General features: G+C 69.4%; 16 protein-coding genes, 1 pseudogene and 1 riboswitch. Of the genes and pseudogenes, 7 read left to right on the forward strand and 10 right to left on the reverse strand.

The features are described 5' to 3' along the window. Window positions 1-86 precede the first annotated feature (86 nt). The 5 genes from AB0M83_RS37225 to metG form a co-directional block, all read right to left on the reverse strand. The gene (locus tag AB0M83_RS37225; RefSeq protein WP_364524563.1) at window positions 87-1,100 is read right to left on the reverse strand and encodes an ATP-binding cassette domain-containing protein; all 1,014 of its coding nucleotides are present in this window, start codon (window positions 1,098-1,100) and stop codon (window positions 87-89) included. Window positions 1,101-1,308: 208 nt separating this feature from the next. Then, window positions 1,309-1,399: riboswitch (SAM riboswitch) on the reverse strand. Between the two features lie 199 nt (window positions 1,400-1,598). Further along, window positions 1,599-2,435 carry a 16S rRNA (adenine(1518)-N(6)/adenine(1519)-N(6))-dimethyltransferase RsmA gene (gene rsmA, locus AB0M83_RS37230; protein WP_364524565.1) on the reverse strand — a complete coding sequence of 279 codons (837 nt, stop codon included), beginning with the start codon at window positions 2,433-2,435 and terminating at the stop codon, window positions 1,599-1,601. Between the two features lie 125 nt (window positions 2,436-2,560). Next, on the reverse strand, window positions 2,561-3,985 hold the full coding sequence (locus AB0M83_RS37235; RefSeq protein ID WP_364524567.1) for a transglycosylase family protein: 1,425 nt from the start codon (window positions 3,983-3,985) through the stop codon (window positions 2,561-2,563). 288 nt (window positions 3,986-4,273) lie between these two features. After that, window positions 4,274-5,110 (reverse strand): TatD family hydrolase, encoded by an 837-nt coding sequence (locus AB0M83_RS37240; RefSeq protein ID WP_364524569.1) that lies wholly within the window; start codon window positions 5,108-5,110, stop codon window positions 4,274-4,276. A 10-nt stretch (window positions 5,111-5,120) separates the two neighbouring features. Then, window positions 5,121-6,917, reverse strand: coding sequence for a methionine--tRNA ligase (gene metG, locus AB0M83_RS37245; protein WP_364524571.1), 1,797 nt, complete (start codon window positions 6,915-6,917; stop codon window positions 5,121-5,123). 52 nt (window positions 6,918-6,969) lie between these two features. Between metG and AB0M83_RS37250 the strand changes: the two genes are divergently transcribed. The 5 genes from AB0M83_RS37250 (at window position 6,970) to AB0M83_RS37270 (ending at window position 11,356) form a co-directional block, all read left to right on the forward strand. Next, a complete protein-coding gene (locus AB0M83_RS37250) occupies window positions 6,970-7,569 on the forward strand; it encodes a PadR family transcriptional regulator (RefSeq protein ID WP_364524573.1) in 600 nt (199 codons plus the stop codon). A 78-nt stretch (window positions 7,570-7,647) separates the two neighbouring features. Beyond that, entirely contained in the window at window positions 7,648-8,625 is a 978-nt protein-coding gene (locus AB0M83_RS37255; protein ID WP_364524575.1) for an ATP-binding cassette domain-containing protein, read from the forward strand. Continuing rightward, window positions 8,615-9,379, forward strand: coding sequence for an ABC transporter permease (locus AB0M83_RS37260; protein WP_364524577.1), 765 nt, complete (start codon window positions 8,615-8,617; stop codon window positions 9,377-9,379). The genes AB0M83_RS37255 and AB0M83_RS37260 overlap by 11 nt, the downstream gene beginning before the upstream one ends. Window positions 9,380-9,474: 95 nt before the next feature. Then, on the forward strand, window positions 9,475-10,089 hold the full coding sequence (locus tag AB0M83_RS37265; protein ID WP_364524579.1) for a GH25 family lysozyme: 615 nt from the start codon (window positions 9,475-9,477) through the stop codon (window positions 10,087-10,089). A gap of 19 nt (window positions 10,090-10,108) precedes the next feature. After that, complete coding sequence (locus AB0M83_RS37270) at window positions 10,109-11,356, forward strand: aminodeoxychorismate synthase component I (RefSeq protein ID WP_364524581.1); 1,248 nt, start codon at window positions 10,109-10,111, stop codon at window positions 11,354-11,356. Here AB0M83_RS37270 and AB0M83_RS37275 read toward each other — a convergent pair. Further along, window positions 11,333-12,289, reverse strand: coding sequence for a zinc-binding dehydrogenase (locus AB0M83_RS37275; protein ID WP_364524583.1), 957 nt, complete (start codon window positions 12,287-12,289; stop codon window positions 11,333-11,335). The two genes, AB0M83_RS37270 and AB0M83_RS37275, sit on opposite strands and share 24 nt — an antisense overlap. Window positions 12,290-12,345: 56 nt before the next feature. Between AB0M83_RS37275 and AB0M83_RS37280 the strand changes: the two genes are divergently transcribed. Further along, complete coding sequence (locus AB0M83_RS37280) at window positions 12,346-12,885, forward strand: QsdR family transcriptional regulator (RefSeq protein ID WP_364524585.1); 540 nt, start codon at window positions 12,346-12,348, stop codon at window positions 12,883-12,885. Window positions 12,886-12,898: 13 nt separating this feature from the next. Here AB0M83_RS37280 and AB0M83_RS37285 read toward each other — a convergent pair whose 3' ends face one another. Both AB0M83_RS37285 and AB0M83_RS37290 read right to left on the reverse strand, forming a co-directional pair. After that, window positions 12,899-13,306, reverse strand: coding sequence for a hypothetical protein (locus AB0M83_RS37285; RefSeq protein WP_364524587.1), 408 nt, complete (start codon window positions 13,304-13,306; stop codon window positions 12,899-12,901). A 68-nt stretch (window positions 13,307-13,374) separates the two neighbouring features. Beyond that, a complete protein-coding gene (locus AB0M83_RS37290; protein WP_364524617.1) occupies window positions 13,375-13,965 on the reverse strand; it encodes a polymorphic toxin-type HINT domain-containing protein in 591 nt (196 codons plus the stop codon). Between AB0M83_RS37290 and AB0M83_RS37295 the strand changes: the two are divergent. Continuing rightward, window positions 13,921-14,079: pseudogene (locus AB0M83_RS37295) on the forward strand (QsdR family transcriptional regulator); the annotation flags it as partial. The gene AB0M83_RS37290 and the pseudogene AB0M83_RS37295 overlap by 45 nt on opposite strands. Here AB0M83_RS37295 and AB0M83_RS37300 read toward each other — a convergent pair. Both AB0M83_RS37300 and AB0M83_RS37305 read right to left on the reverse strand, forming a co-directional pair. Further along, a complete protein-coding gene (locus tag AB0M83_RS37300) occupies window positions 14,080-14,601 on the reverse strand; it encodes a hypothetical protein (protein WP_364524589.1) in 522 nt (173 codons plus the stop codon). After that, window positions 14,601-21,374: an RHS repeat-associated core domain-containing protein gene (locus AB0M83_RS37305; RefSeq protein WP_364524591.1), complete on the reverse strand. Its 6,774-nt coding sequence runs from the start codon at window positions 21,372-21,374 to the stop codon at window positions 14,601-14,603. The genes AB0M83_RS37300 and AB0M83_RS37305 overlap by 1 nt, the downstream gene beginning before the upstream one ends. Window positions 21,375-21,408: the final 34 nt, after the last annotated feature.

Consider the following 21,408-nt stretch of genomic DNA (forward strand, 5'->3'; position numbering starts at 1 on the left):
CAGCGACTCGTCGACCTGCTGGATGCCGACCATCGTGTTCCGCAGCACCGGTTCAACGCACCCAAGGCCACATTGGGGCGCTCGGGTCAGGCGGCAGCGACGCCCTGGGGGCCGCGGGCGGTGTGCGTCACGTGGCCGCCGCGCTCGGCGACCCACGCCAGCGCCGCGTCGGCCCGCTCGCCGCGGACGCCGAGGCGGAACCGGCCGACCGGGGTGTCGCCGATCCGGGTCAGGCCGCCGCCGATGGTGGCGAACTCGACGTCGAAGCGGCCCGCGGCCTCGGGCAGCAGCGCACCGACCGAAGCGAAGCCGATCAGCACGACGTCGACCGAGCGGTCGTAGCGCGCCGACTGCGCGCGGGTGGTCTCGATGGCCGGCAACAGCGCCTGCGCGGTGCGGCTGGCCGGGTTCGATACCAGGTCGAGGACGGTGCCGCGCTCGATGACCGTGCCGTCTTCGAGCACCGCGACGTCGTCGCAGACCCGGCGGACCACGCCGGCGTCCGGGGTGGTGATCACGACGGTGGTGCCGAGCTCGGCGCGGGCGCGGTCGAGCACGGTGAGCACCGCGCCGGCCTCCTCCGGGTCGATGCCGGCGGTCGGGTCGTCGGCGAGCAGCACCGCGGGCGCCGCCGCCAGCGCCTTCGCGACCGCGACGCGGCGAAGCTGACCCTCCGTCAGCTCGCCGGGACGCTGCGTGGCGCGCTGCGTCAGGCCGACGAGGTCGAGCAGCGAGCCGACCCGGCTGCGGCGCTGCGGGCCGTCGACACCGAGCTGCTCGAGCGGGGAGGCGATGTTGCCGGCGATCGTGCGCTCGGCGATCAGCTCCGGCTTCGTCGAGACGACACCCAGCTGGCGGCGGATCTCGCGCAGGCGGCGGCCGTCGAGGGTGCCGGTGTTGAGGCCGTCGAGGCGGACGACGCCGCGGTCGGGCCGCTCCTGCAGCGCGATGCACCGGGCGAGGACGGACTTGCCGGACCCGGCCGGGCCGACCACGCCGAAGAGCGAGCCGGCCTGGACGTCGACGCTCACGTCGCGCAGGGCGACGACCGAATTTCCGTTGGTGGCAAAGGTTTTGGACAGGTTTTCGACGGTGATCACGAAGGCTCCAGAAAACGGGGCGCGCAGAGATGCGCGTCCGGCCGCAAGCGAGTGTCCGTCCTCTATGGACGGTGCATGAAGAAGAGGTGTGACGGGTCGGGCAAGCTCAGTGGGAGCGCCGACATGCGGTCACGGAGCGGCGGCCTTCGTCGACGACGCGACGCTTGGTCAGGAGCAGGGGGCGAGCAACCCTCTTCATCGGAAACGGCCTCCATCGGTCCTGGCGGTAGCACCTGCCCCGTGGGGGGTGGTTGCTGCGACTTCGGCGAGCCAGGTCTCTCAGTCGCTCGGGATGGACGTACTGAGTAAAACCGATCCCGCGGAGCTAAAGCAAGCCCGTTGGCCCAGATCACACGAGTGGAGGTGTCCGAATCGCGGGATCGCACGGCAAGAGGCGTATTTTCGCCGGACGCCGTTGACTTCTGTGACTTCCGGGGCTTCGCCCCGGGCCGGGGGCTCCGCCACCCGGAACCCCCGAAAGCCTCCGATGTGGACGTGCTAACGGACAGCAGCCAACCGGGCGAAGTCGTGCACGTCCAGCTGCTCGCCCCGGGTCTTCGGATCGATCCCGGCGGCCGTGAGCAGTTCCCCGGCCCGCTCGGCCGAGCCCGCCCAGCCCGCGAGCGCGGCGCGGAGCGTCTTCCTGCGTTGTGAGAAGGCGGCGTCGACGAGCCCGAAGAGCCGATCGCGGTCGTCCGACGCCGGAGTGTCACCGCGTTCGAAGGCGACGAGCGCGGAGTCGACGTTCGGCACCGGCCAGAACACCGAGCGCGGCACGGCGGCGACCTTGCGCGCCGGGCCGTACCAGGCGAGCTTGACGCTCGGCACGCCGTAGATCCGGCTGCCGGGGCCGGCCGCCATCCGCTCGGCGACCTCCGTCTGGACCATGACGAGGCCGGACCTCAGGGACGGCACCTCGGCGAGCAGGTGCAGCACGACCGGAACGGCGACGTTGTAGGGCAGGTTGGCGACGAGCGCGGTCGGCTCGGGCAGATCCTCTTTGGTGACCCGCAGCGCGTCGGCCGCGACGACCTGGAGCCGGCCGGCGACCTCGGGCCCCCGGTCGGCGACGGTCTTGGGCAGCCGTTCGGCGAGCTTGGGATCGATCTCGACGGCGACGACGCGCGCGCCGGTGGCGAGCAGCCCGAGGGTCAGCGACCCGAGCCCGGGCCCGACCTCGAGGACGACGTCGTCCGGGCCCACGTTCGCCAGCTCGACGATCCGGCGGACGGTGTTGGGATCGTGCACGAAGTTCTGCCCGAGCTTCTTGGTCGGCCGCACGTCCAGCTCGGCCGCCAGCCCCCGGATCTCGGCCGGTCCCAGCAGTTCAACCACCGGACGAGCCTACCCAGGGGGTCGGTTCGCGTACCCGGACGGTCGGTTCGCGTACCCGGAGGGTCGGTTCGCGCACGCGAAACGGCCCCCGTCCACGAGGGACAGGGGCCGTTTCGAAAGGAACGTCAGGCCTTCTTGCCGCAGACCGGCCAGGCGCTGTAGCCGCCGCGGGCGTCGCGGACCTTCTCCGCGACCGCGATCTGCTGCTCGCGCGAAGCCTGGCTCGGGAGGTTCGCGTACTGGTCGCCGCCGTAGGCGTCCCACGTGCGCTTGTCGAACTGGAGGCCGCCGTAGTAGCCGTTGCCCGTGTTGATGGCCCAGTTGCCACCCGACTCGCACTGCGCGATGCGGTCCCACGAGGAACCGTCGCCGATGGCCGGCGTCGGGGCCTGCTTGGTGCCGACGTGGACGATCTTCGGCTTCGGCTGGGTGATGACCTTCTCGGAGATGCTCTCCCGGCCGACCTCTTTGCCGTTCTTCTGCGTGACCTTGTAGGTCACTTCCTTTTCGCCGGGGGTGCCCGGGTCCTCGACCGAGGTCTTGCCCTTGGCGAGGTCCGGGTCGTCGACGCGCTGCTCGGGCGGGTCGATGCTCTCCTTCTGGACGACCGTCGAGACGCCGGTGCGGCTGATGTGCACCTCGGCGCCGTCGGTCAGCTTGACGTCCAGCCCGCCCTCGGCCTGGTCCTCCGGGCCCAGGGTGAGCTTGTACTCGCCCAGGAACTCCTTCGTCGTGACCGCGGTCGTCTTCACCTGCTTCGGCGCGTTGGCGCCGTCGTACAGGGTGATGTTCTTGAGGGTCTTGATCTGGACGGTGGCGCCCTCCAGAGGCAGCTCGCCGTCCTTCGGCATCGACATCCAGGTGCCGGGCTTGTCCATGCCCGCCATGCCGAGCTGGCCGAGCGCGTCGCCGAGGTGGGTCGCGCGGACCCAGGAGGTGTGCTCCGTGCCGTCGACGATCAGCTTCAGCTGCCGGCCGCGCTCGAGCTTGATGACCCCGCCGTCGCCGACCTCCGCCTGGGGGGACGGGGAGAGCGAGTCGTGCGCGCCGACGGACAGGCCCGCGTCCTCCAGCACCTCGCCGACGGTGTCGCCGAAGGAGTGGATCGTCTGCTGCTGGCCGTCAACGTCGACGGTGATGCTCTTGTTCATCGCCAGCGCGGCCGCGCCGCCGCCGGCGACGCTGATCATGACGCTGAGGACGGCACCCTTGAGGAAGCGGCGCTTCCAGACCTTGCTGGTCTGGCGGATGCTCTCGTCCATCGCGGCCCGCTTGGCCTGCGGGGACGCGGTCCGGTCCGCCTCGATCTCGTCCGGGATGACGATCGGCGGCAGGAAGGTCGTCTCCGCGTTGATGAGGCGGATCAGTTCGTCGACGTCGACGTCGATCTCGGCCATCATCGCGTCGGCGTCGGGGCCGAGCGCGGCGAGGATGTCCTGCTGCGTGATGTTCGGGTCGTCGGAGAAGTCGAGCTGGCCGTAGGCGGTGTCCTCGTAATGACGCTCGAGGACGGCCGCGGAGCGCGCTCCAGCCTGTCTGCTACCTGTCACCGCTGTCGTTCCCTTTCCCAAGACGCCGTTCGGGGCAGCGTCTTTACGTCTGGGCCCGCAGTCGGCGCCATCGTCACGGTCCCGGTCGTACCTACCCGGTTCCGCTTCCCCGACGTGCACTGACGTGACTGAGGGCGTAACAGTCGGCAACTGCAGTCTGCAGTACCGACCGGCACGATCACGGGACAGTAACGGGTCCCGCCGGGTTGCGCAAACACCCCCCGGAGTGTCGTGATCCCCGTCACTCCATCAGGTGGACGATCAAGCAACCCCGATGTCGCAATGCGTTCAACCCGTTGTGACACTGGGGAGTCGGTACACGCGCTCGGCAGTGGTCCGGACCGATTCGGCGACCTCGTGGACAGCTTCGCCCCTGAGCGCCGCCAGGTGACGGACGGTGTAGGCGGCGCCGAACGGCTCGTTCGGCCGCCCACGGAACGGGTGGGGGGTCAGAAACGGCGCGTCGGTCTCGACGAGGTACTGGTCCGGCGGGCAGAGCCGAGCCGCCTCGTGGAGCCCCTTCGCGTTCTTGAAAGTGACCGTGCCCGCGAAGGAAAGGACGTATCCCGCGTCGACGCACTTGCGGGCCATTTCCGCGTCTCCGGAAAAACAATGGAAGATTACGGCATTCGGCGCATTCTCTTCGGCCAGGATGCGCAGCACGTCGTCGTGGGCCTCGCGGTCGTGGATCATCAGCGGCTTGTCCAGCCGCTTGGCGAGGTCGATGTGCCAGCGGAACGCCTCCTGCTGGGCGTCGTGCGGCGAGTAGTCCCAGTAGTAGTCGAGGCCGGTCTCCCCGACCGCGACGACGCGCTCCTGGGCCGCCAGGCGCTCCACTTCGGACTTCTCGGCCTCGCCGAAGGCCTTGGTGCGCGTCGGGTGGATGGCCACCGCGGCCCAGACCCGGCTGTCCCAGGTGGCCGCCTCCGCGGCCCAGCGCGCCGAGGCGAGGTCGTCCGCGACCGTGACGACGCGGGCGACGCCGGCGCGCTCGGCGCGGTCGACCATGGCCGTGACCTCGGCCGCGGTGACCGCGCCGCACGCGTCGAGATGGGTGTGCGCGTCCACCACCGACACCGGGAGCCGGTCCGGGACCGGCGGCAGCTCGCGCTTCTCGTCACCCATGCATTACCTCTTAATCCTTGGTGATCGGCGCCCACTCCGGGCCGGTCTCGCCGAGCGCCGGGTCGAGCTTCGTGAACAGCGGGCTCGGCTTGGCGAGCGGCTTGCCGACCTCGATCGGCTTCGACTCCCACTTCGCCTGCTCGCCCGCGTAGTCGCCGGTGAGGATCGGGTTGACCCGGCCGGCGATGTCGAGGTCGTCGACCTCCTTGAGCTCCGGCTGGGCGGCCCAGACGCCGGTGCCGCCGAGGGCCTCGTGGACCTTCTGGGCGGAGTGCGGGAGGAACGGCGTCAGCAGCGTGTTGGCGTCGCTCACCACCTGCAGCGCGGTGTGCAGCACGGTGTCGCGCCGCGTGGGGTCGTCCTTGAGCTTCCACGGCTCCTGGTCGGAGATGTACTTGTTCGCCGCGGTGACGACCTTCATCGCCTCGCTCGCCGCCAGCTTGAACCGGGACCGGGCCAGGTGCGCGCCCGCGGTGTCGAAAGCCTTGCGCGAGAGCGCCTTCAGGTCCTCGTCGGCCGCCGTCGGGGCCTCCGGGCGCGGGATGGCGCCGACGTTCTTGTGCGCCATCGAGATGGACCGGTTGACCAGGTTGCCCCACTCGTTGGCCAGCTCGAAGTTGGTCCGGCGGACGAACTCGTCCCAGGTGAAGTCGGTGTCCTGGGTCTCCGGGCCGGCGACCGAGATGAAGTACCGCAGCGTGTCCGGGCCGAAGTCACGCAGGAAGTCCTCGACGTAGATCACGCGCCCGCGCGAGGTCGAGAACTTCGAGCCGCTCATGGTGAGGAACTCGCTGGAGACGATCTCGTCCGGCAGGTGCAGGCGGCCGTACTTGCCGGGCTCGCCGCCCTTGTCGCCCTCGCCGTTGTGGCCGAACAGCAGCGCCGGCCAGATCTGGGCGTGGAAGGTGATGTTGTCCTTGCCCATGAAGTAGTACGACCGGGCGTCGGGGTTGTTCCACCACTCCTGCCACGCGTCCGGGTTGCCGGACCGGCGCGCCCACTCGACGCTCGCCGAGAAGTACCCGATCACCGCGTCGAACCAGACGTAGAACCGCTTCAGCGGCTGGTCGCGCCAGCCGTCGAGGGGGATCTTGACGCCCCAGTCGAGGTCGCGGGTGATCGGCCGCGGCCGCATGTCGTCGATCAGGTTCTTGGTGAAGTTGAGGACGTTCGGGCGCCAGTCGGTCTTGGTGCCCAGCCAGTCGCCGAGGGTCTTGGTGAACGCCGGCAGGTCGAGGAAGTAGTGCTCGGTCTCGACGAACTTCGGCGTCTCGCCGTTGATCCGCGACTTCGGGTTGATCAGCTCCGCGGCGTCGAGCTGGTTGCCGCAGTTGTCGCACTGGTCGCCGCGCGCGCCGTCGTACCCGCAGATCGGGCACGTGCCCTCGACGTAGCGGTCGGGCAGCGTGCGGCCGGTGGACGGGCTGATCGCGCCACGGGTCGTCTTCGGCACGACGTAGCCGTTGCGGTGCAGCGCCAGGAAGATCTGCTGCGTCACCTCGGCGTGGTTGCCGGTCGTGGTCCGGGTGAACAGGTCGTAGGAGAGGCCGAGGCCCTGCAGGTCGGTGCCGATCTGGCGGGTGTACTTGTCCGCCGTCAGCTGCGGGGTGGAGTCTTCCTTGTCGGCCTGGACCGTGATCGGGGTGCCGTGCTCGTCGGTGCCGGAGACCATGAGCACCCGGTTGCCGGCCATTCGCTGGTAGCGGGAGAAGACGTCGGACGGGACGCCGAATCCGGACACGTGGCCGATGTGGCGGGGGCCGTTGGCGTAGGGCCAGGCCACCGCGGTCAACACAGGGGTGCTCATACCTTATTAGCCTACGGAGGGCGTCACACGCTTTGTCGAGAGGGAGGCCCGCTTGTCGGCGACACGGCTGCTCGTGCTCGGGGTCGTGCGGATGTACGGCCGCGCGCACGGCTACCAGGTGCGGCGGGAGCTGCTGACCTGGTCGGCGGACAAGTGGGCCAACGTCCAGCCCGGGTCGATCTACCACGCGCTGAAGAAGATGACCGCCGAAGACCTGCTGGAGCAGGTCGACGTCGAGCCGGGCGAGGGCGGTCCGGACCGCGTCGCCTACCGCGTCACCGAGGACGGCGACCGGGAGTTCCACCTGCTGCTGGGCACGGCGTTGTCCGATCCCGAGGTCGGGCACCCGGAGCTGTCCGCCGCGATCTCGCTGATGACCGCGCTGCCCCGCAAGCGGGTGATCGGCATGCTCAACCAGCGGCTCGTCCACCTCGAAGCCGAGGTGCGGCGAGCGGCGCTGCTCATCGACGAGGGCTCGGAGTGGGGACAGCCCGCGCACATCACCGAGCTGTTCGGGCTGTGGGCCCAGATCTCGGCGGCGAGCCTGGACTGGCTCCGGAACCTGATCGCCCGGCTCGAAGCCGGCGAATACGTGATGGCCGACGACCCCGGGCGCGCGTTCGGGGAGCCGCCGGCCCCATCCAGTGAGTAATCAAGTTTGACTAGCGCACCCTTCTGGGGCACAGTGCGGGCTTACTAGTCAAGCTTGACTACTGCGAGAGGGGATCTCATGATCACGGCACGCGGTCTCGAGCGGCGCTTCCGCCGCAAGGGCCGCACTGGGGGCGAAGTACACGCGGTGAAAGGCGTCGACCTCGACGTCGAAGCGGGCGAGCTGGTCGGGTTCCTCGGGCCGAACGGCGCCGGGAAGACGACCACGCTGCGCATGCTGACCACGCTGCTGAAGCCGTCCGCGGGCACCGCGACCGTCGGCGGCCGCGACCTGCTGACCGACCCGCTGGGGGTGCGCGAGCGCATCGGTTACGTGGCCCAGGGCGGCGGCAGCGCGCCGGAGAGCAAGGTCGCCGACGAGCTCGAACTGCAGGGGCGGCTTTACCGGATGAGCAAGGCCGACGCGATCGCACGCGGCGCCGAACTCGCCGAGCAGCTCGACCTGACCGGGCTGGACCAGCGGCCGACCAAGACCCTCTCGGGCGGCCAGCGGCGGCGGCTCGACATCGCGCTCGGGCTGATCCACTCGCCGGACCTGGTGTTCCTCGACGAGCCGTCGACCGGCCTCGACCCGCAGAGCCGCGCCAACCTGTGGGACCACATCCGCCGGCTGCGCGCCGAGCGGGGCGTCACGGTCTTCCTCACGACCCACTACCTCGACGAGGCGGACGCGCTGTCGGATCGGCTGATCGTCATCGACGACGGCCGGATCGTCGCCGAGGGCACGCCCGACACGCTGAAGGCGCAGGTCAACGGCGACCGCGTCGAGGTCGGCGTCGACCCGGAACAGGGCGCCGACGCCGCCGAGATCGCCGGGCGGCTGGCGGGCGCGCAGGAGCTGTCCGTCTCCGACGGGGAGGTCCGGTTCCGGGTGCCGCGCGGCGACGTCGCGCTGCCGGAACTGCTGCGCGCGCTCGACGCGAAGTCGATCCCGATGCTGTCGGTCCAAGTCCACCGGCCGACGCTCGACGACGTCTTCCTGACCCTGACCGGGCGCTCGCTGCGCGAAGCCGAGGAGAGCACCCGTGCTGCGTGACACCTGGCTGATCTTCCGCCGCGACATGAAGGCCGCGCTGCGCAACCCGACCTGGATCATGATCGGGATCATGCAGCCGCTGCTGTACTTGTTCCTGTTCGGGCCCCTGATGGTCCGGGCGATGCAGGCTCAGGGCCTGTCCGAAGTGGACGGCTGGATGCTGCTCACCCCGGCGCTGATCGCCCAGCTGGCGCTGTTCGGCAGTTCGTTCGTCGGGTTCGGGCTGCTCGCCGACTACCGCTCCGGCGTGGTCGAGCGGTTCCGGGTGACGCCGGTCAGCCGCGCGGCGCTGCTGCTGGGCAAGGTGCTGGCCAGCGCGCTGCAGGCCGTCGTCCAGGCCCTGCTGATCATCGCGCTGGCGTACCTGGCGTTCGACCTCGACGCGCCCGTCGGTGGCGTGCTGCTGAGCCTGGTGATCGTGTTCCTGCTGGCGGTGTCGCTGGCGTCCTGCTCCTACGCGCTCGCGCTGACGTTGAAGAGCGAGGAGACGTTCCCCGCGCTGCTCAACGCCGTGCTCATCCCGCTGCTGCTGCTTTCCGGGATCCTGCTGCCGATCACGGCCGGAGCCGCGCCGAAGTGGCTGTACACGGTTTCCCAGCTCAACCCGTTCCGGCACGTGGTGGACGTCGAGCGGAACTCGTTCCGCGGCGACTTCACGATGGACGCCTTGTTCACCGGCAGCGTCGTGGTGCTGGTGATGGCGGCGGTCTCGGTGTGGTGGGGCACGCGAACGTTCCAGGAGGAAAGCGCTTGATCGAAGAAAACGCCTGATCAACCGCGCGTGGGTCACTGCGGGTCCGCTCTCCGCGACGTATGGTGTGCTCTTCATCGACGCGCCGGGGGCGGACTGTGACGGAGCCGGAAGCCGAACTCGGCATCTCGCTGTCCCACCGCGAGCGCGTGTCCGACTGGCAGGCCGTGCGCGCCGCGCAGACCCGGTTCGTCTCGGTGACGATCAGCGAGAACGTCAACTGGAGCAGCTCCGCCGCGGAGCGCAACCTGGCCGGCGCGCAGGAGGCCGGGCTGCACGTCGGCGGCCGGCACTACGCGCGTCCGGGCGCCGTGCACGACCAGGCCGACCACTTCGTGCGGACGGCCAGCCGGCTCGGCGCCTTCGCGCCCGGGTCGCTGGCGCCGGCGCTGGAGGTCGCGGCACCGAGTGTCGACGACCGGTTCATCAAGGCGTGGATCAAGCACGTCCGGCACGCGGCGCGCATCGAGCGCGTGCTGGTCTACGCCGACTACGACTGCTGGCAGCACCGGCTGCACCCGGACCGCTGGGCCGACTCCGAAGTGGTGCTGTGGCTGATCCGGCACAACGGCATCCCGGGCCGGGCCGGCTGGTTCCACGCTCGGCTCGGCGTGCACCAGCACGCGTGCGCGGCGGACGTGCCGGGCATCGACGGGCCGGTGGAGCAGAACGCCGTCGTGTACCCGTTCACATTGGGTGACCTTCTGCTCTGACGTGTGGTGATATGTCGCCATGCGCGTGACGAGCAGGACACTTCGGACGAAGGTCACGCCGTCGCGCGCTTTTTCGGTGCTCGCTCACCACAACGCCGCCCGTGGGCTGCCGCCGCCCGCGATGCTGTCGGGTGAGTGGTTCGGCGCCCACGCGGTGATCGCCCCCTCGCTCGCCGTCGCTCCCGGCACGCTGCCGCCGGTTTCGCCGGTATCCGCACCGCCGGGCGTGATCGGCGGCGGCTGGTTCGGCTACCTGTCGTACGACGCCGCGGATCCGTCCGGACGCCGCGGTGCCCTGCCGGCGTCCGCGTGGGGCTGGGCGGACCACGTGCTGCGGTGGTCTTCCGCGGACACGTGCCACCTGGAATCCCTGGACGGCGCCGGCCCCTCGGCGTCCACAATGGAGTCGATGCTGGCCGCTGGTGTTCCGGACCTTTCCTGGACGGCCGGGCCACTCCGGCGTCCGCTGCCCTCGGAGCACCGGGACGCGGTGAAGGCGTGCGTCCACGCCATCGAAGCCGGGGAACTGTTCCAAGCGAACATCTGCAGCCGGTTCACGGGTGCGTTCTCCGGCTCGCCCGCCGCGCTGTTCGCGGCCGGCGTGTCTTCGCTGAATCCCCGCCGGGCGGCGTTCGTCTCGGGTCCGCGGGGGTCGGTGGTCTCGTTCTCGCCGGAGCTGTTCCTCGCGCGGCACGGCCGGTCGGTGCGCTCGACGCCGATCAAGGGAACGCTCCCCCGGCGTGGACCTCGTGACGACGGGAACGCGGCGCTGCTGCGCCGGTCCGCCAAGGACGTCGCGGAGAACGTGATGATCACGGACCTGGTGCGCAACGACCTGGGCCGGGTGTGCGAGGTGGGGTCGGTGACGGTGCCCTCGCTGCTGCGGGTCCGCCCGGCGCCGGGGGTCTGGCACCTGGACTCGACGGTGACGGGGGTGCTGCGCCCGTCGGTGTCCGACGCCGAGCTGCTCGACGCGACGTTCCCGCCCGGCTCGGTGACCGGCGCGCCGAAGATCCGCGCGCTGGACCTGATCGCGGAGCTGGAACCCTGCGGGCGCGGGGTCTACACGGGTGCGATCGGGCTGGTGTCGCCGGCGGCGGGGCTGGAGCTGAACGTCGCGATCCGGACGTTCGAGATCTCCGCCGGCCGGATCGAACTCGGTGTCGGCGGCGGGATCACGGCGGATTCGGACCCGGAGGCGGAGTGGCAGGAGTGCCTGCACAAGGCGGCACCCCTGGAACGCCTACTCGCCGGGGTCGAGCAGTAGCTTGCCGACGGTCTTGCGGGAGCGCAGGGCCTCGTGCGCGCCGCGCGCGTCCGACAGGGCGAACTCGCCGCCCGGGATCGCCTTGAGCTTGCCCTCTCCGACGAGCTTGAACAGGTCGGCGAGGGCGGTCCCGAAGACGTTGCCCGGCAGGCGGAAGACGTGCGGCAGCCACATGCCGCTGATCGTCGTGCTGTGGCCGAGGAGGTTGCGCAGCTCGACCGGCTTCGGGTTGTCGCGCCCGGCCATGCCGTAGAAGGCGAGCCGGCCGAACGGCGCGAGCGCGGCGATGCTCTGGTCGGTGGTGGTGCCGCCGACCATGTCGAGCACGACGTCGACGCGGCGGCCCTCGTTCGCCTCGATCAGCGTGGCGGTCATGTCCTCCGCCCGCGAGTCGACGGCGACGTCCGCCCCGAGTTCGAGGGCGAGGGCGCGCTTCTCGTCGCTGCTGGCGGTGGCGATGACGCGGCCGGCGCCCCAGGCCTTGGCGAGCTGCACGGCGATGGTCCCGACCCCACCGGCGGCGGCGTGCACGACGACGGACTCGCCTTCGGCCAGGTGGGCGTTCTTGCGGAGCAGGACCCAGGCGGTGGCGCCCTGGACCAGCATGGACAGGGCGGTGAGGTCGTCGATGCCCTCGGGCACGGGGAAGGTGGTCGCCTGGGGCGCGACGGCCTTCTCGGCGTACCCGCCCCCACCGTTCAGGAGGGCGACGACTTTGTTTCCGTTCGCGCGCCCTACGACCTCACCACCGGGGACGAGCGGCAGCTTGGACGGCGCGAGGTAGGAGTTCTCGGCCTGGTGGGTGTCGGCGTAGTTGACCCCGATGCGGTCGACGTCGATGAGGACCTCGCCGGGGCCGGCCACGGGATCGGGCAGCTCGACGGGCGTGAGCACCTCGGGTCCGCCGAACTCGGTCACCTGCACTGCGCGCATGTCGCTGTCCCTCTCGCCGTTGGCTGTTCGCCGCTCGATGTGAGACATTCTGGCATATGTCTCACTCGACGGCGTACGACGTGGCCCGCGACTGGTTCCTGGCCGGCCGGCGCGTGGACATGGGCGAGCTGGCGGAGGCGCTGTCGATCAGCCGGGCGACGCTGCACCGGCGGGTGGGATCGCGGGATCGTCTGCTGGGCGAGATCCTGTGGTCGCTGTCGTCGGCTTCGATCGCCCGGCTGTTGCCCTCTTGCGCGGGGCGTGGGGCTGCTGGCGTGGCGGACTTCGTGAGTGGGTATGTCCGGTTCGCGAACGAGTCGCCGCCTTTTCGGGACTTCTTGCGCCGGGAGCCGGAGCGGGCATTGCGGTTGCTGACGACGCGGGCGAGTGTTTGCCAGCAGCGGACTACCGCGGAGGTGGAGTCACTGCTGGCTTCGGAGGTGGCTGCCGGGCGGCTGGTGCCGCCGTTGCCGGTGCCGGATCTGGCTTACCTGCTGGTGCGGATCGGAGAATCTTTTGTGTACACGGACGTCATTACCGGGGATGCGCCGGATGCGGAGAAGGCGCATGCCGCGGTGACCGCGTTACTGACCTGATCCGACGACCCGCTCAACCTGCCCCGGCAACACTGATCGACCAGATATCCCCGACCGCGAGGGACTCGAGGCCGAATTCTTCATCGGAGACAGCAAATATGTTCACGTGCCGACCAACGACTTGATAGCAACGATAGCCGCCTTGAGGTTTCAGCTCCTCCAACCGCAATGAACATTGTCGAAGAAGGGCATCCCGGAGATCTTCAAGAGAGACAGCACTGAAATCGGCTCGCCGTCCAGCAGGCAGAACACCCACCGTCCCGACATCCGGATGCGCCGCCACCCTGTGCACCTGCACAGAAAACGACTCGCAGATGTTCGAGTAGAAATTCAATTCCAGCATCCCATAGTCGAGCCGAATAGACTTCTTCTTCCCATCTGCGACAATTTCCGGCCCCAAAGCCGCCCGGACCTGCTCCACGGACGACCCAATTCCCACGCTCGAGACTGAACCGGTGCAAATAATCTCCGAAATGCTTCCGACAGCGGTCACTTGATCCTACCCAACGCCGTGATGAGCCGCCTCATCTCAGGTGCGCGGTTCTTGGAGTTTCCCCAATTGTGAGTGTTCATGTGTTCCATCGCAGATTGGGCCTTGTCGATGAGATCGGCCCGAAGGTCGGAGCTGTTCATAATCGCGTCTCGCGCGGCTGCCACATCCCGCGCGCTGGCCGTGCCTGTACTCAATCTGATCGGCTCGAATCCGACCCCACCCTCGTGGTTCGGGAAGATTCGGACTTCCGATTTACCACCAACGTGCAAGTGCGCACCCTTGGTGGCCCAGTCGGAAGCAGCAGGGGAAGCTCGGACGTTCGGCGCCGCGCAGTTGTGGACCAGGACCGCGGCCACACCTGCGCCCACGAAGTAGTCGTGGACCTCATCCACCGTGAGGTCGTAGACCGGGGCCTGCTGCTCGAAGTGGCGAACCGACTTGACCTCGACCGACCGACCATCCGCCGAGTGTAGGTGCTCCCCCGCGACCAGCGAGCCGATCTCGACCCGTCGCCCGCCTCGCCCATCACACTGCTGACTCGGGAAGTAGCGGCCGGGCGGTTGGTGCCACCGTTGCCGGTACCGGATCTGGCTTACCTGCTGGTGCGGATCGGGGAGTCTTTCGTGTACACGGACGTGATCACCGGGGATGCGCCCGATGCGGAGCAGGCGCATGCCGCGGTGACCGCTTTGCCGACCTGACTAGTCGTCGACTGCGGCAGGCTCGAACACCCACCCCGTCAGGCCCGCTCGCTCGTAAGCTTCACGCACCTTCGCACCCACGACGACGCTCGTAGACAATTCGGGGTACGGGAGGTGGAACATCCGGTCGCTCACGCTTTCCCGAAGGTCGGTCTCGACGTGCGGAAACCCGATCTTCGCCCAGCTGAATTCGGAGGGACGAGACCGCGCTTCATCGACCACGGACAAGACGGGCGCCGCTTCGACCACGGTCAGGATCTGCTGCCCCAGCCGCAGCGTGCCGTTGACTTTCAAGTCGTCTCCGGCGATCGATCGGAGAGAACGCAGGGCCACGTCGTCGAAGACGAAGTCCCGGATGAAGTTGTGGCAGAAGATGTTCGGCTGCCGCCCCGCGCTTCCCGGCTCCCACTCTACTTCGAGCGCATCCCAGACCTCGGAAGCGGAAGGCGTGGAGTCCACACCGCCGAACAGAAAGCCGTACGTGTCGACATCGCCGTCGACGAGGCAAGGAACGAGATCCATCACAGGCCGTTTCCGAAGTTCTGATCAAGGCTCTTCAGTATCTGCTTGGCGTCGGACAACACCGACAGAACCGCACTCCGGCCACCACCCTTGTTGGCGTTGACGACCGATTCGTTGATCCAGCGCACGTAGGAGTTGGGGAACGTGCCGCGGTGCGTGTCGTGTCCCAGCCAGACGCCGTTCTCCGCCGAATCGATGCTGATGTTGTGATTCGACAAGACGTCCCGCGCCGGCCCGGCGAGCCGGTGGTTCTCCGGCACGATGTGGTGTGCCTCGGGTCTCGGCGTGGCAGGCTGTTCGCCCGCGGCTTTGAGGTTGCGACCGAGGCACGCGCTGCTGTTGTGCACGAGGATCGTCGTCGGACCACTTTGCACGTAGAAGTCGTGGACCGAGTCCACAGTGAGGTCGTAGACCGGCGTCTGCTGGCTGAAGTGGCGGACATCCGTGACCGCGACCGACCGCCCATCAGCGGAGTGTAGGTGCTCACCCGCGGTCAAGTCACCGATCTCGACCCAGGCGCCCGTCTCTTCCACCCAGACGGGGTGCCAGTCCGTGGCCACGATGGAGTCGCCCGATTCCAGCGTGACCTCGGTGCGCTCCTGCTCGTCGTCGTGGACGAGCGTGCCCACCACCTCGTGCTGCTCGACCGCGCCCGTCGACGTGTCCGTCGTCTCGACCACGTCGCCGGTGTGAACCTGCTCGATCGGCTTCGTCGATCCGTCCGCCAGCAAGACCCGAGTTCCGGCGACGAAGCTGTGCAACGGGCAGGAGGCGGCTGATTCCGCAGCCTCGGCACCCTTCGCCTCCTGAGCCCCGTGGGCCACCTCCGAAGCAGCCCGCTCCGCGTCCGCCGCCGCGTTCGCGGCTCGGTCCGCGTCGACCAGGACCTTCTCCGTGTCGACGATGACCTTCTCGGCCTTCTCCACCTCCTTGCCGAAGGTGATGAGCGCCTTCGCGCCCTTCCAGAAGTCCGCGATGATCTCGCCGGCCTTGAGGATCTTGCCCCACGGGATGAAGTTGATGACCGTCCGGACGCACGCGCCGAACGCTCCCTGCGTCACGCAGTCCTTGATGTCGTCCCAGCCGATCAGGCCCTTGATCAGCTCGCCCGCCGCCTCGACGAAGACGTCCCACTTGGACTTCTTCACCACCGCCTGCGCGTCCTCGTACGCGGCTTGGCTGATGCCGGAGTCGCGGATCGCCTTGTCGTGCGCGTTCTTGTAACCGGCCGAAGCTTGCGGGTGGCCGACCGTGTTGCAGTGCGGGTTGTCCTTGCACTTGTCGGCCTGCGGTGTGCCCGGGTTGCACAGCAACCCGTCCGATCCCATGCTGTAGCACGCCGACAACCCCGACGGGTCCGACTCCGTCGCCGGCGAGTTGTTCGCGTACGCGTACGCGTTCAACGTCTGCGGCAGATCCGGCGTCAGCACCGGGTCCACCTTCGTGAACCGCCCCGTCGTCGGGTCGTAGTCGCGCGCGCCGAGGTGGGTCAGGCCCGTCGTGTCCTGGTAGCCGCCGACGAAACCGTGCTTGTCCGGCCACGTCGACGTCTGCGCCCGCACGTTGCCGAACGGATCCGTGTAGCGCTGGTTGGGCTGCAGTGTCCCCTGCGTGATCGACAGGCCGTTCGTGCCGTGCAGGTCGCCCAGCATCCACTTCAGCCCCGCCGACCCCGCGCGCTCGGCCACCTGCGCGCCGCCGTGGGAGTAGTAGCGGATCGCCGTCGCCGCGTGCGTGCCCGCGGCCTGGATGATCTCCAGGTCGCCGATCGACAGCGTCGCGCCGGTCGGGTCGTGGGCGATCAGGCGGTTGCCACCCGCGTCGTAGACGTACGAGCTGGCCCCTGCCTGATCCGTTTCGGTCGCCGTGTGGCCTTCGGCGTCGTACGTGTACGTCTGCGTGTTGCCGCCGACATCGCGGGTCTTGACCGAACCGGCCTCGTCGTAGGTGTAGCTCGTGGTCGACGTGCCGTTCGGGCCGGCCGCGTTCGTGCCCTGCAGCGCGTGCGGCCGGACCGCCGTGGCACCCGAAGCCGGGTACGCGTAGTTCGTCGTCACGTCGCCGGCCGGCTTGTGCTCGACCTGCGTCTTGCGGTTGCCCGTCTTGTCGTAGGTGTAGGTGTTCCAGTAGGGAGCCGCCCCGTTCAGGGCCGACGCCGACTTCGCCGTCGCGCAGTCACCCGACGACGGCGTCCACGCGTCCGTCATCCGCTGCAGGTAGTCGTAGTCGAAGCACTGGATGTCGGCTGCCGCCCCCGCCGGGGTGTCCGCGATCTTCCGGACGTTGCCCGCCGGGTCGTAGCTGTAGGTCCGCTTCGTGAGCTCGGCGCCGACCTGCGTCTCGCGGCTGACCGTCGTGGTCTGCGCCCGCCGGGTCACCTCGTCGTACGTCTGCGTCACGCCGACGTTCGACACCGAGGTGGCGCCGTCCAGCTGCAGCGTCGACATCTCGTTGAGCGAGGTGTACCCGGTGGCGGACACGAGGTCCGTGCGCGCGCCGGTCGTCGAGTCGAGCGCGTACGTCGTCGAGGCCAGGCCCAGGTCCGTATAACCGTGGACGACGTGCTCCTGGTGCAGGTTCCCCGCCGCCGGGCTCACGGTCTCCGCGACCGCGCCCGTCGCCGTGTACTTCGTCGAGAACTCGTAGGTGCCCTTGAGCGCGTCCTCCTTGGCCGGGATGTCGACGGCCGTCTTGGTCGGCCTGCTGAACGCGTCGTAGGCGACGACGCGGTTCGTGTAGCCGTCCGCGCCGTCCCAGCGGGTCGAGGACGCCGGCAGGCCCAGGCCGTGCAGCACCGTGTCGTAGGTCCACGTCGCCAGCAGCGGGCCGGTGTCGGAGTCCTTGTTCTCGCGGACCTTCCGGCCGAGCGTGTCGTAGGTGTAGACCAGCGTCTGGTTCCGGGCGTCCGTGGTCGTCTTGAGCTGCCCGGCCTGGTCGTAGGTGAACGTCGAGCGCCCCGCGTCCGGGTCGTTCTGCTCGACCTTCCGGCCGCGCAGGTCGTACTTGGTCGACCAGACGTTGCCCGAGGAGTCCTGCACCGACGTCTGCGCGCCGGCCGCGTTGTACGTGTACGTCGTGACGTCGGCCGGATTCGCGGCGCCCGGCGTGTAGCCGTTGGTGTACTGCAACCGCTGGACGGTCTGACCCTGCGCATCGGTGACCACTGTGGACGGTGAGCCGCCGGCGGGCGGGATCGTCGTCGTCTTCTCGCCGTCGTACCGGGTCGTGGTCCGCCACTGCTCGACGCTCTTCGACATCAGGATCGACGCCGTGGGCCGCGCCCGGCGGTCGTACTCCGTGACCGTCTGCGCCATCACGACGTTGTCGGCCGCCCCGACCAGCGTCGAGTTCGGGCCGGACGCGTCGTTGTAGAACGGCGCGTTCGTCTTGAACTGGAGGCCGCGCGAGTCGTACAGCGTGTCGGCGATGATCCGGCCGCCACCCTGCGCCGGGACCTGGGTCTGCCGGGTCCGGCCGAGGTGGTCGTAGATCGTGTAGGCGTCGGTGTAGGCGTTCGTGTCCTGCAGCGTCCTCGTGCGCACGTAGACCGGACCGGTCTTGCTCACGCCGTACTCGAAGGTCGCGCTCGCCGCCTGGCTCCGGGTCCGGCCCGGGTTCCAGACCGCGGTCTTGCGGCCCAGCGCGTCGTAGTCGATGTCCGTCGTGACGCTGTTGACGTCGGCCGAAGTCGTCGGGTTGCCGCGAGCCGGCTCGAGCGTCGTCGTCGAGGTCCAGCCGGCCGGGTTGGTCGTCTTGATCTGGGTGACCGGGCCGCCCGTGGCCGGCGCGAACTCGGTTTTGGTCAGGGCGCCGAACACGTCTTGCGCCTCGGTCTCACGGCCGAGGTCGTCGTAGGTGTTCTTGGTCGTGGCGACGTAGTGCTTGCCGGCCGCGTCCCACGTGTCGAGAGTGTCCTGCTCGGTGATGTCACCCTTGGTCGGCGGCACCCCGACCGCCTGGTGGTCGTAGGCCACCTGGACGTCGGTGATGCTGTTCGCCGCGGTCTGCGTCCCGTCGCAGTTCCCGCCGAACATGACCACCGTGCTCGACCGGTCGAACATCCCGGCGGTGTTGGCGAGGTAGGCCGTGTTGGTGCACGTGTCATCCGCCGGCGTCGAGGTGTCGCCCAGGTCTTCGACCTGGGTCGTCATCCCGTTGTCGTCGAACTCCTTGTTCACCTGAGTCCGGCGGTAGGTCGCCCCGTCCGACAGCAGCATGCGGCCGCGGACCGACTGGGTGTCGATCATGTACGCCTTGAGCCGCCCGTCGGCGCTGGTCGCGGTCGGGCCGCGCACCCACGGGTCGTTGATCGATGCCGAGTCGACGGTCTTGCCGTCGGCCAGGTACGTCCGGGACTCGCGCACGAAGCCCTGCAGCGGGTCCTTGTCGGTGATGGTCCCCTTGCCGGAGTCGGTGACCACCTCGCCGTCCATCCCCCGCAGGTACAGGGATTCGGTGACGGTCTGCACCGTCCCCGGCGCGCCGATGGACGTCGTCACCACGTTGTAGCCGCGCCACTGGTTCCAGGTGCGGCGGTCGTCCGGCGTGAACTGGCTGTCGTCGTAGTGCCAGGCCGCGCTGTCGACCGGATAGGAGTAGTGCGTCTCGACCGGGACCGAGTCACCCGGCCCGTCGTCCTCCGTGACGTCGGTGACGACGTACTTGTGGAACCAGTCCAGCACCGGGTCCTTCGACTCGGGCGGGCTCCAGTAGGAGGCGAAGCAGCGGTACTTGTCCGTCTGCGGAGACGCGGGCATCTTCGTGCCCGGCACGCAATCTTGCGCCGAGTAGTTGACGGAGATGCGCCCGCCGGTCTCGGTCCGGATCTCCTTGAGCCGGCTGCGGGTGATCGCCGCGTACTTGTCGCCGAGCGTGTCGACGCGGTTCGGGAAGATGTAGCGGTCGAACTCCGTCGGCGGCAGGGTGATCGGCGCGGTCCCCGCCTTGCCCGTGTGGGTGATGGAGTTCAGCCATGGCGCGGGCGGCGCGTTGTCCCCCGACCCCGGGTAGGACTGGACGAGGTCCCACTGGTCGATGTCGTGCGGGGTCGTGCCGGTGAGGTACTGCGTGCGCACCGCGGTCAGGCGCTTGCGGGTGAAGAAGGCGGGAGCACCGTAGTCGCAGGTCGCGCCCTCGGCACAGATCTGGTCGAACGGGACGTCCGGCCAGTGGGCCGCGTTCGCGGCCGTGAGCTTCGCCGGGGCGCAGTCGAAGGAGGAGTCCGGGATGCACCGCTCGGCGGTGTCGAACACGACCTGGTTCGTCGGGCCGCTTCCGTAGACGCTGCCGCTCGCCAGGCGCAGGCCGTACTCGACGCGCAGCGGGTAGCCGCCCGCCACGTACGAGGTACCGGCCGAGGTGACGTTCAGGTTCAGGCCGTAGGAGTTCTTCTCCGGCTGGTAGTAAAAGGTGCTGACGTTGCCGTGCGGGTCGACGGTGTAGTCGAGGTTCCAGCGCCACCCCTGCTGGCACCAGGAATGCGCGAAGTCGTTCGCCTTGTAGCAGTCCTCGCCGTCGTTGTTGCCGAACACGGGGACCGTCCACGCGGACTGCGTCTCCGGCTTGCCGCTGGTCCAGCCGGGGAGGTGGTTGAGGCCGAAGTAGTACTGGGTGCCGTCGCCGGTGGTGACGCGCCAGTGCTGGCCGCGCGAGACGCCGTTCGCCGCCCCGGTCAGGAGCTCGACCTTGGAGCCGTCGTCGGACTTGGGCCGCCACAGCGTGTCGTTGATCTTGATCAGCTGGGTCGAGCGGCCGCCGAGGACGAGTGACGCGTTGTCGGGACCCCAGCACTGGTCGCCGGTCTTCGTCTGGTCGTTGTTGCCACCCAGGTCCTCGCTGCAGCCCTTGTAGTGGCGCTCGATGAACCCGCCGGGCGTGAAGTCCCAGCCGTCGCCGATCCACGACGCCTGGTTGTTCGTCGCCGACGTCAGGCCGTCGATGCTGCCCGAGGAGTAGGACAGCGAGAGGTTCGGCGCCGCGCCGTTCGGGGCCTTCGGCGCCGCGAACGGGTAGCTGTAGGAGAAGTCACCACCCGACCCGCCGCCGGACCAGTCGCCGGCGGCCGACAGCGGCATCGCGGTGGTCGAGCCCGCGGAGCCACTGGCCGTCGCCGCGGCCACCAGCACCTGCGTCCGGCCACCGGTCACGACGTCGGCGGTGACCTGCTTCGTCTTGGCGTCGTTGGCCGAGCCCGCGATCGGCGTCCGCGTGCGGCACTCCGCCTTGTCCGGTGTGGACAGTGCGCAGGCCGGCAGCGTGAACAGCCGGAGCCGGTCACTCCAGCCGCCGCCGAAGGCGTTCGCGAAGCCGCTGTAGTCCAGTCCGACGCGGACCGGGCCGTCGGCGGCTCCGGTGACCGCGAGGACGACGCCGTCGAGGCCCAGTGCTTCGGCGGCCTGCCGGTCAGCGACCTTGACGTGCACCTTGGTCGGTTTCGCGGCGGCCGCGGCGCGCCCGAGCCGCACCGGGGTGCCGTCGGCGCGCAGCTGCTGCGTGGCCGCCGGGGCCAGGTCGACGTCGGCGTCCTTCGCGGCGGGCCAGACCGGCGGGGTGACGGGTGGCGTGCCGATCTTGATGTCCGGCAGCTTCCCGGTGGCCACCGGGCTCACCGGGACGCTCTTCTCCTTCTGCCCCGGCGGGACCGTCCAGTCGCTGCCGGGCCGGCCGGGTGCGGCGACCGCCGTCCCGCCGGAGCCGAGCATGACGACCGCGAGGACTACCGCCGTGGCCCGGGAAAGCCGGCCCGACCGGGCCCGGCTGGCACTTCTGCGCATGGAAGATCCACCCATTCTGGGAAGGTCGGGCAGG

It is taken from the genome of Amycolatopsis sp. NPDC051106, assembly GCF_040682775.1.
Taxonomy (GTDB): Bacteria; Actinomycetota; Actinomycetes; order Mycobacteriales; family Pseudonocardiaceae; genus Amycolatopsis.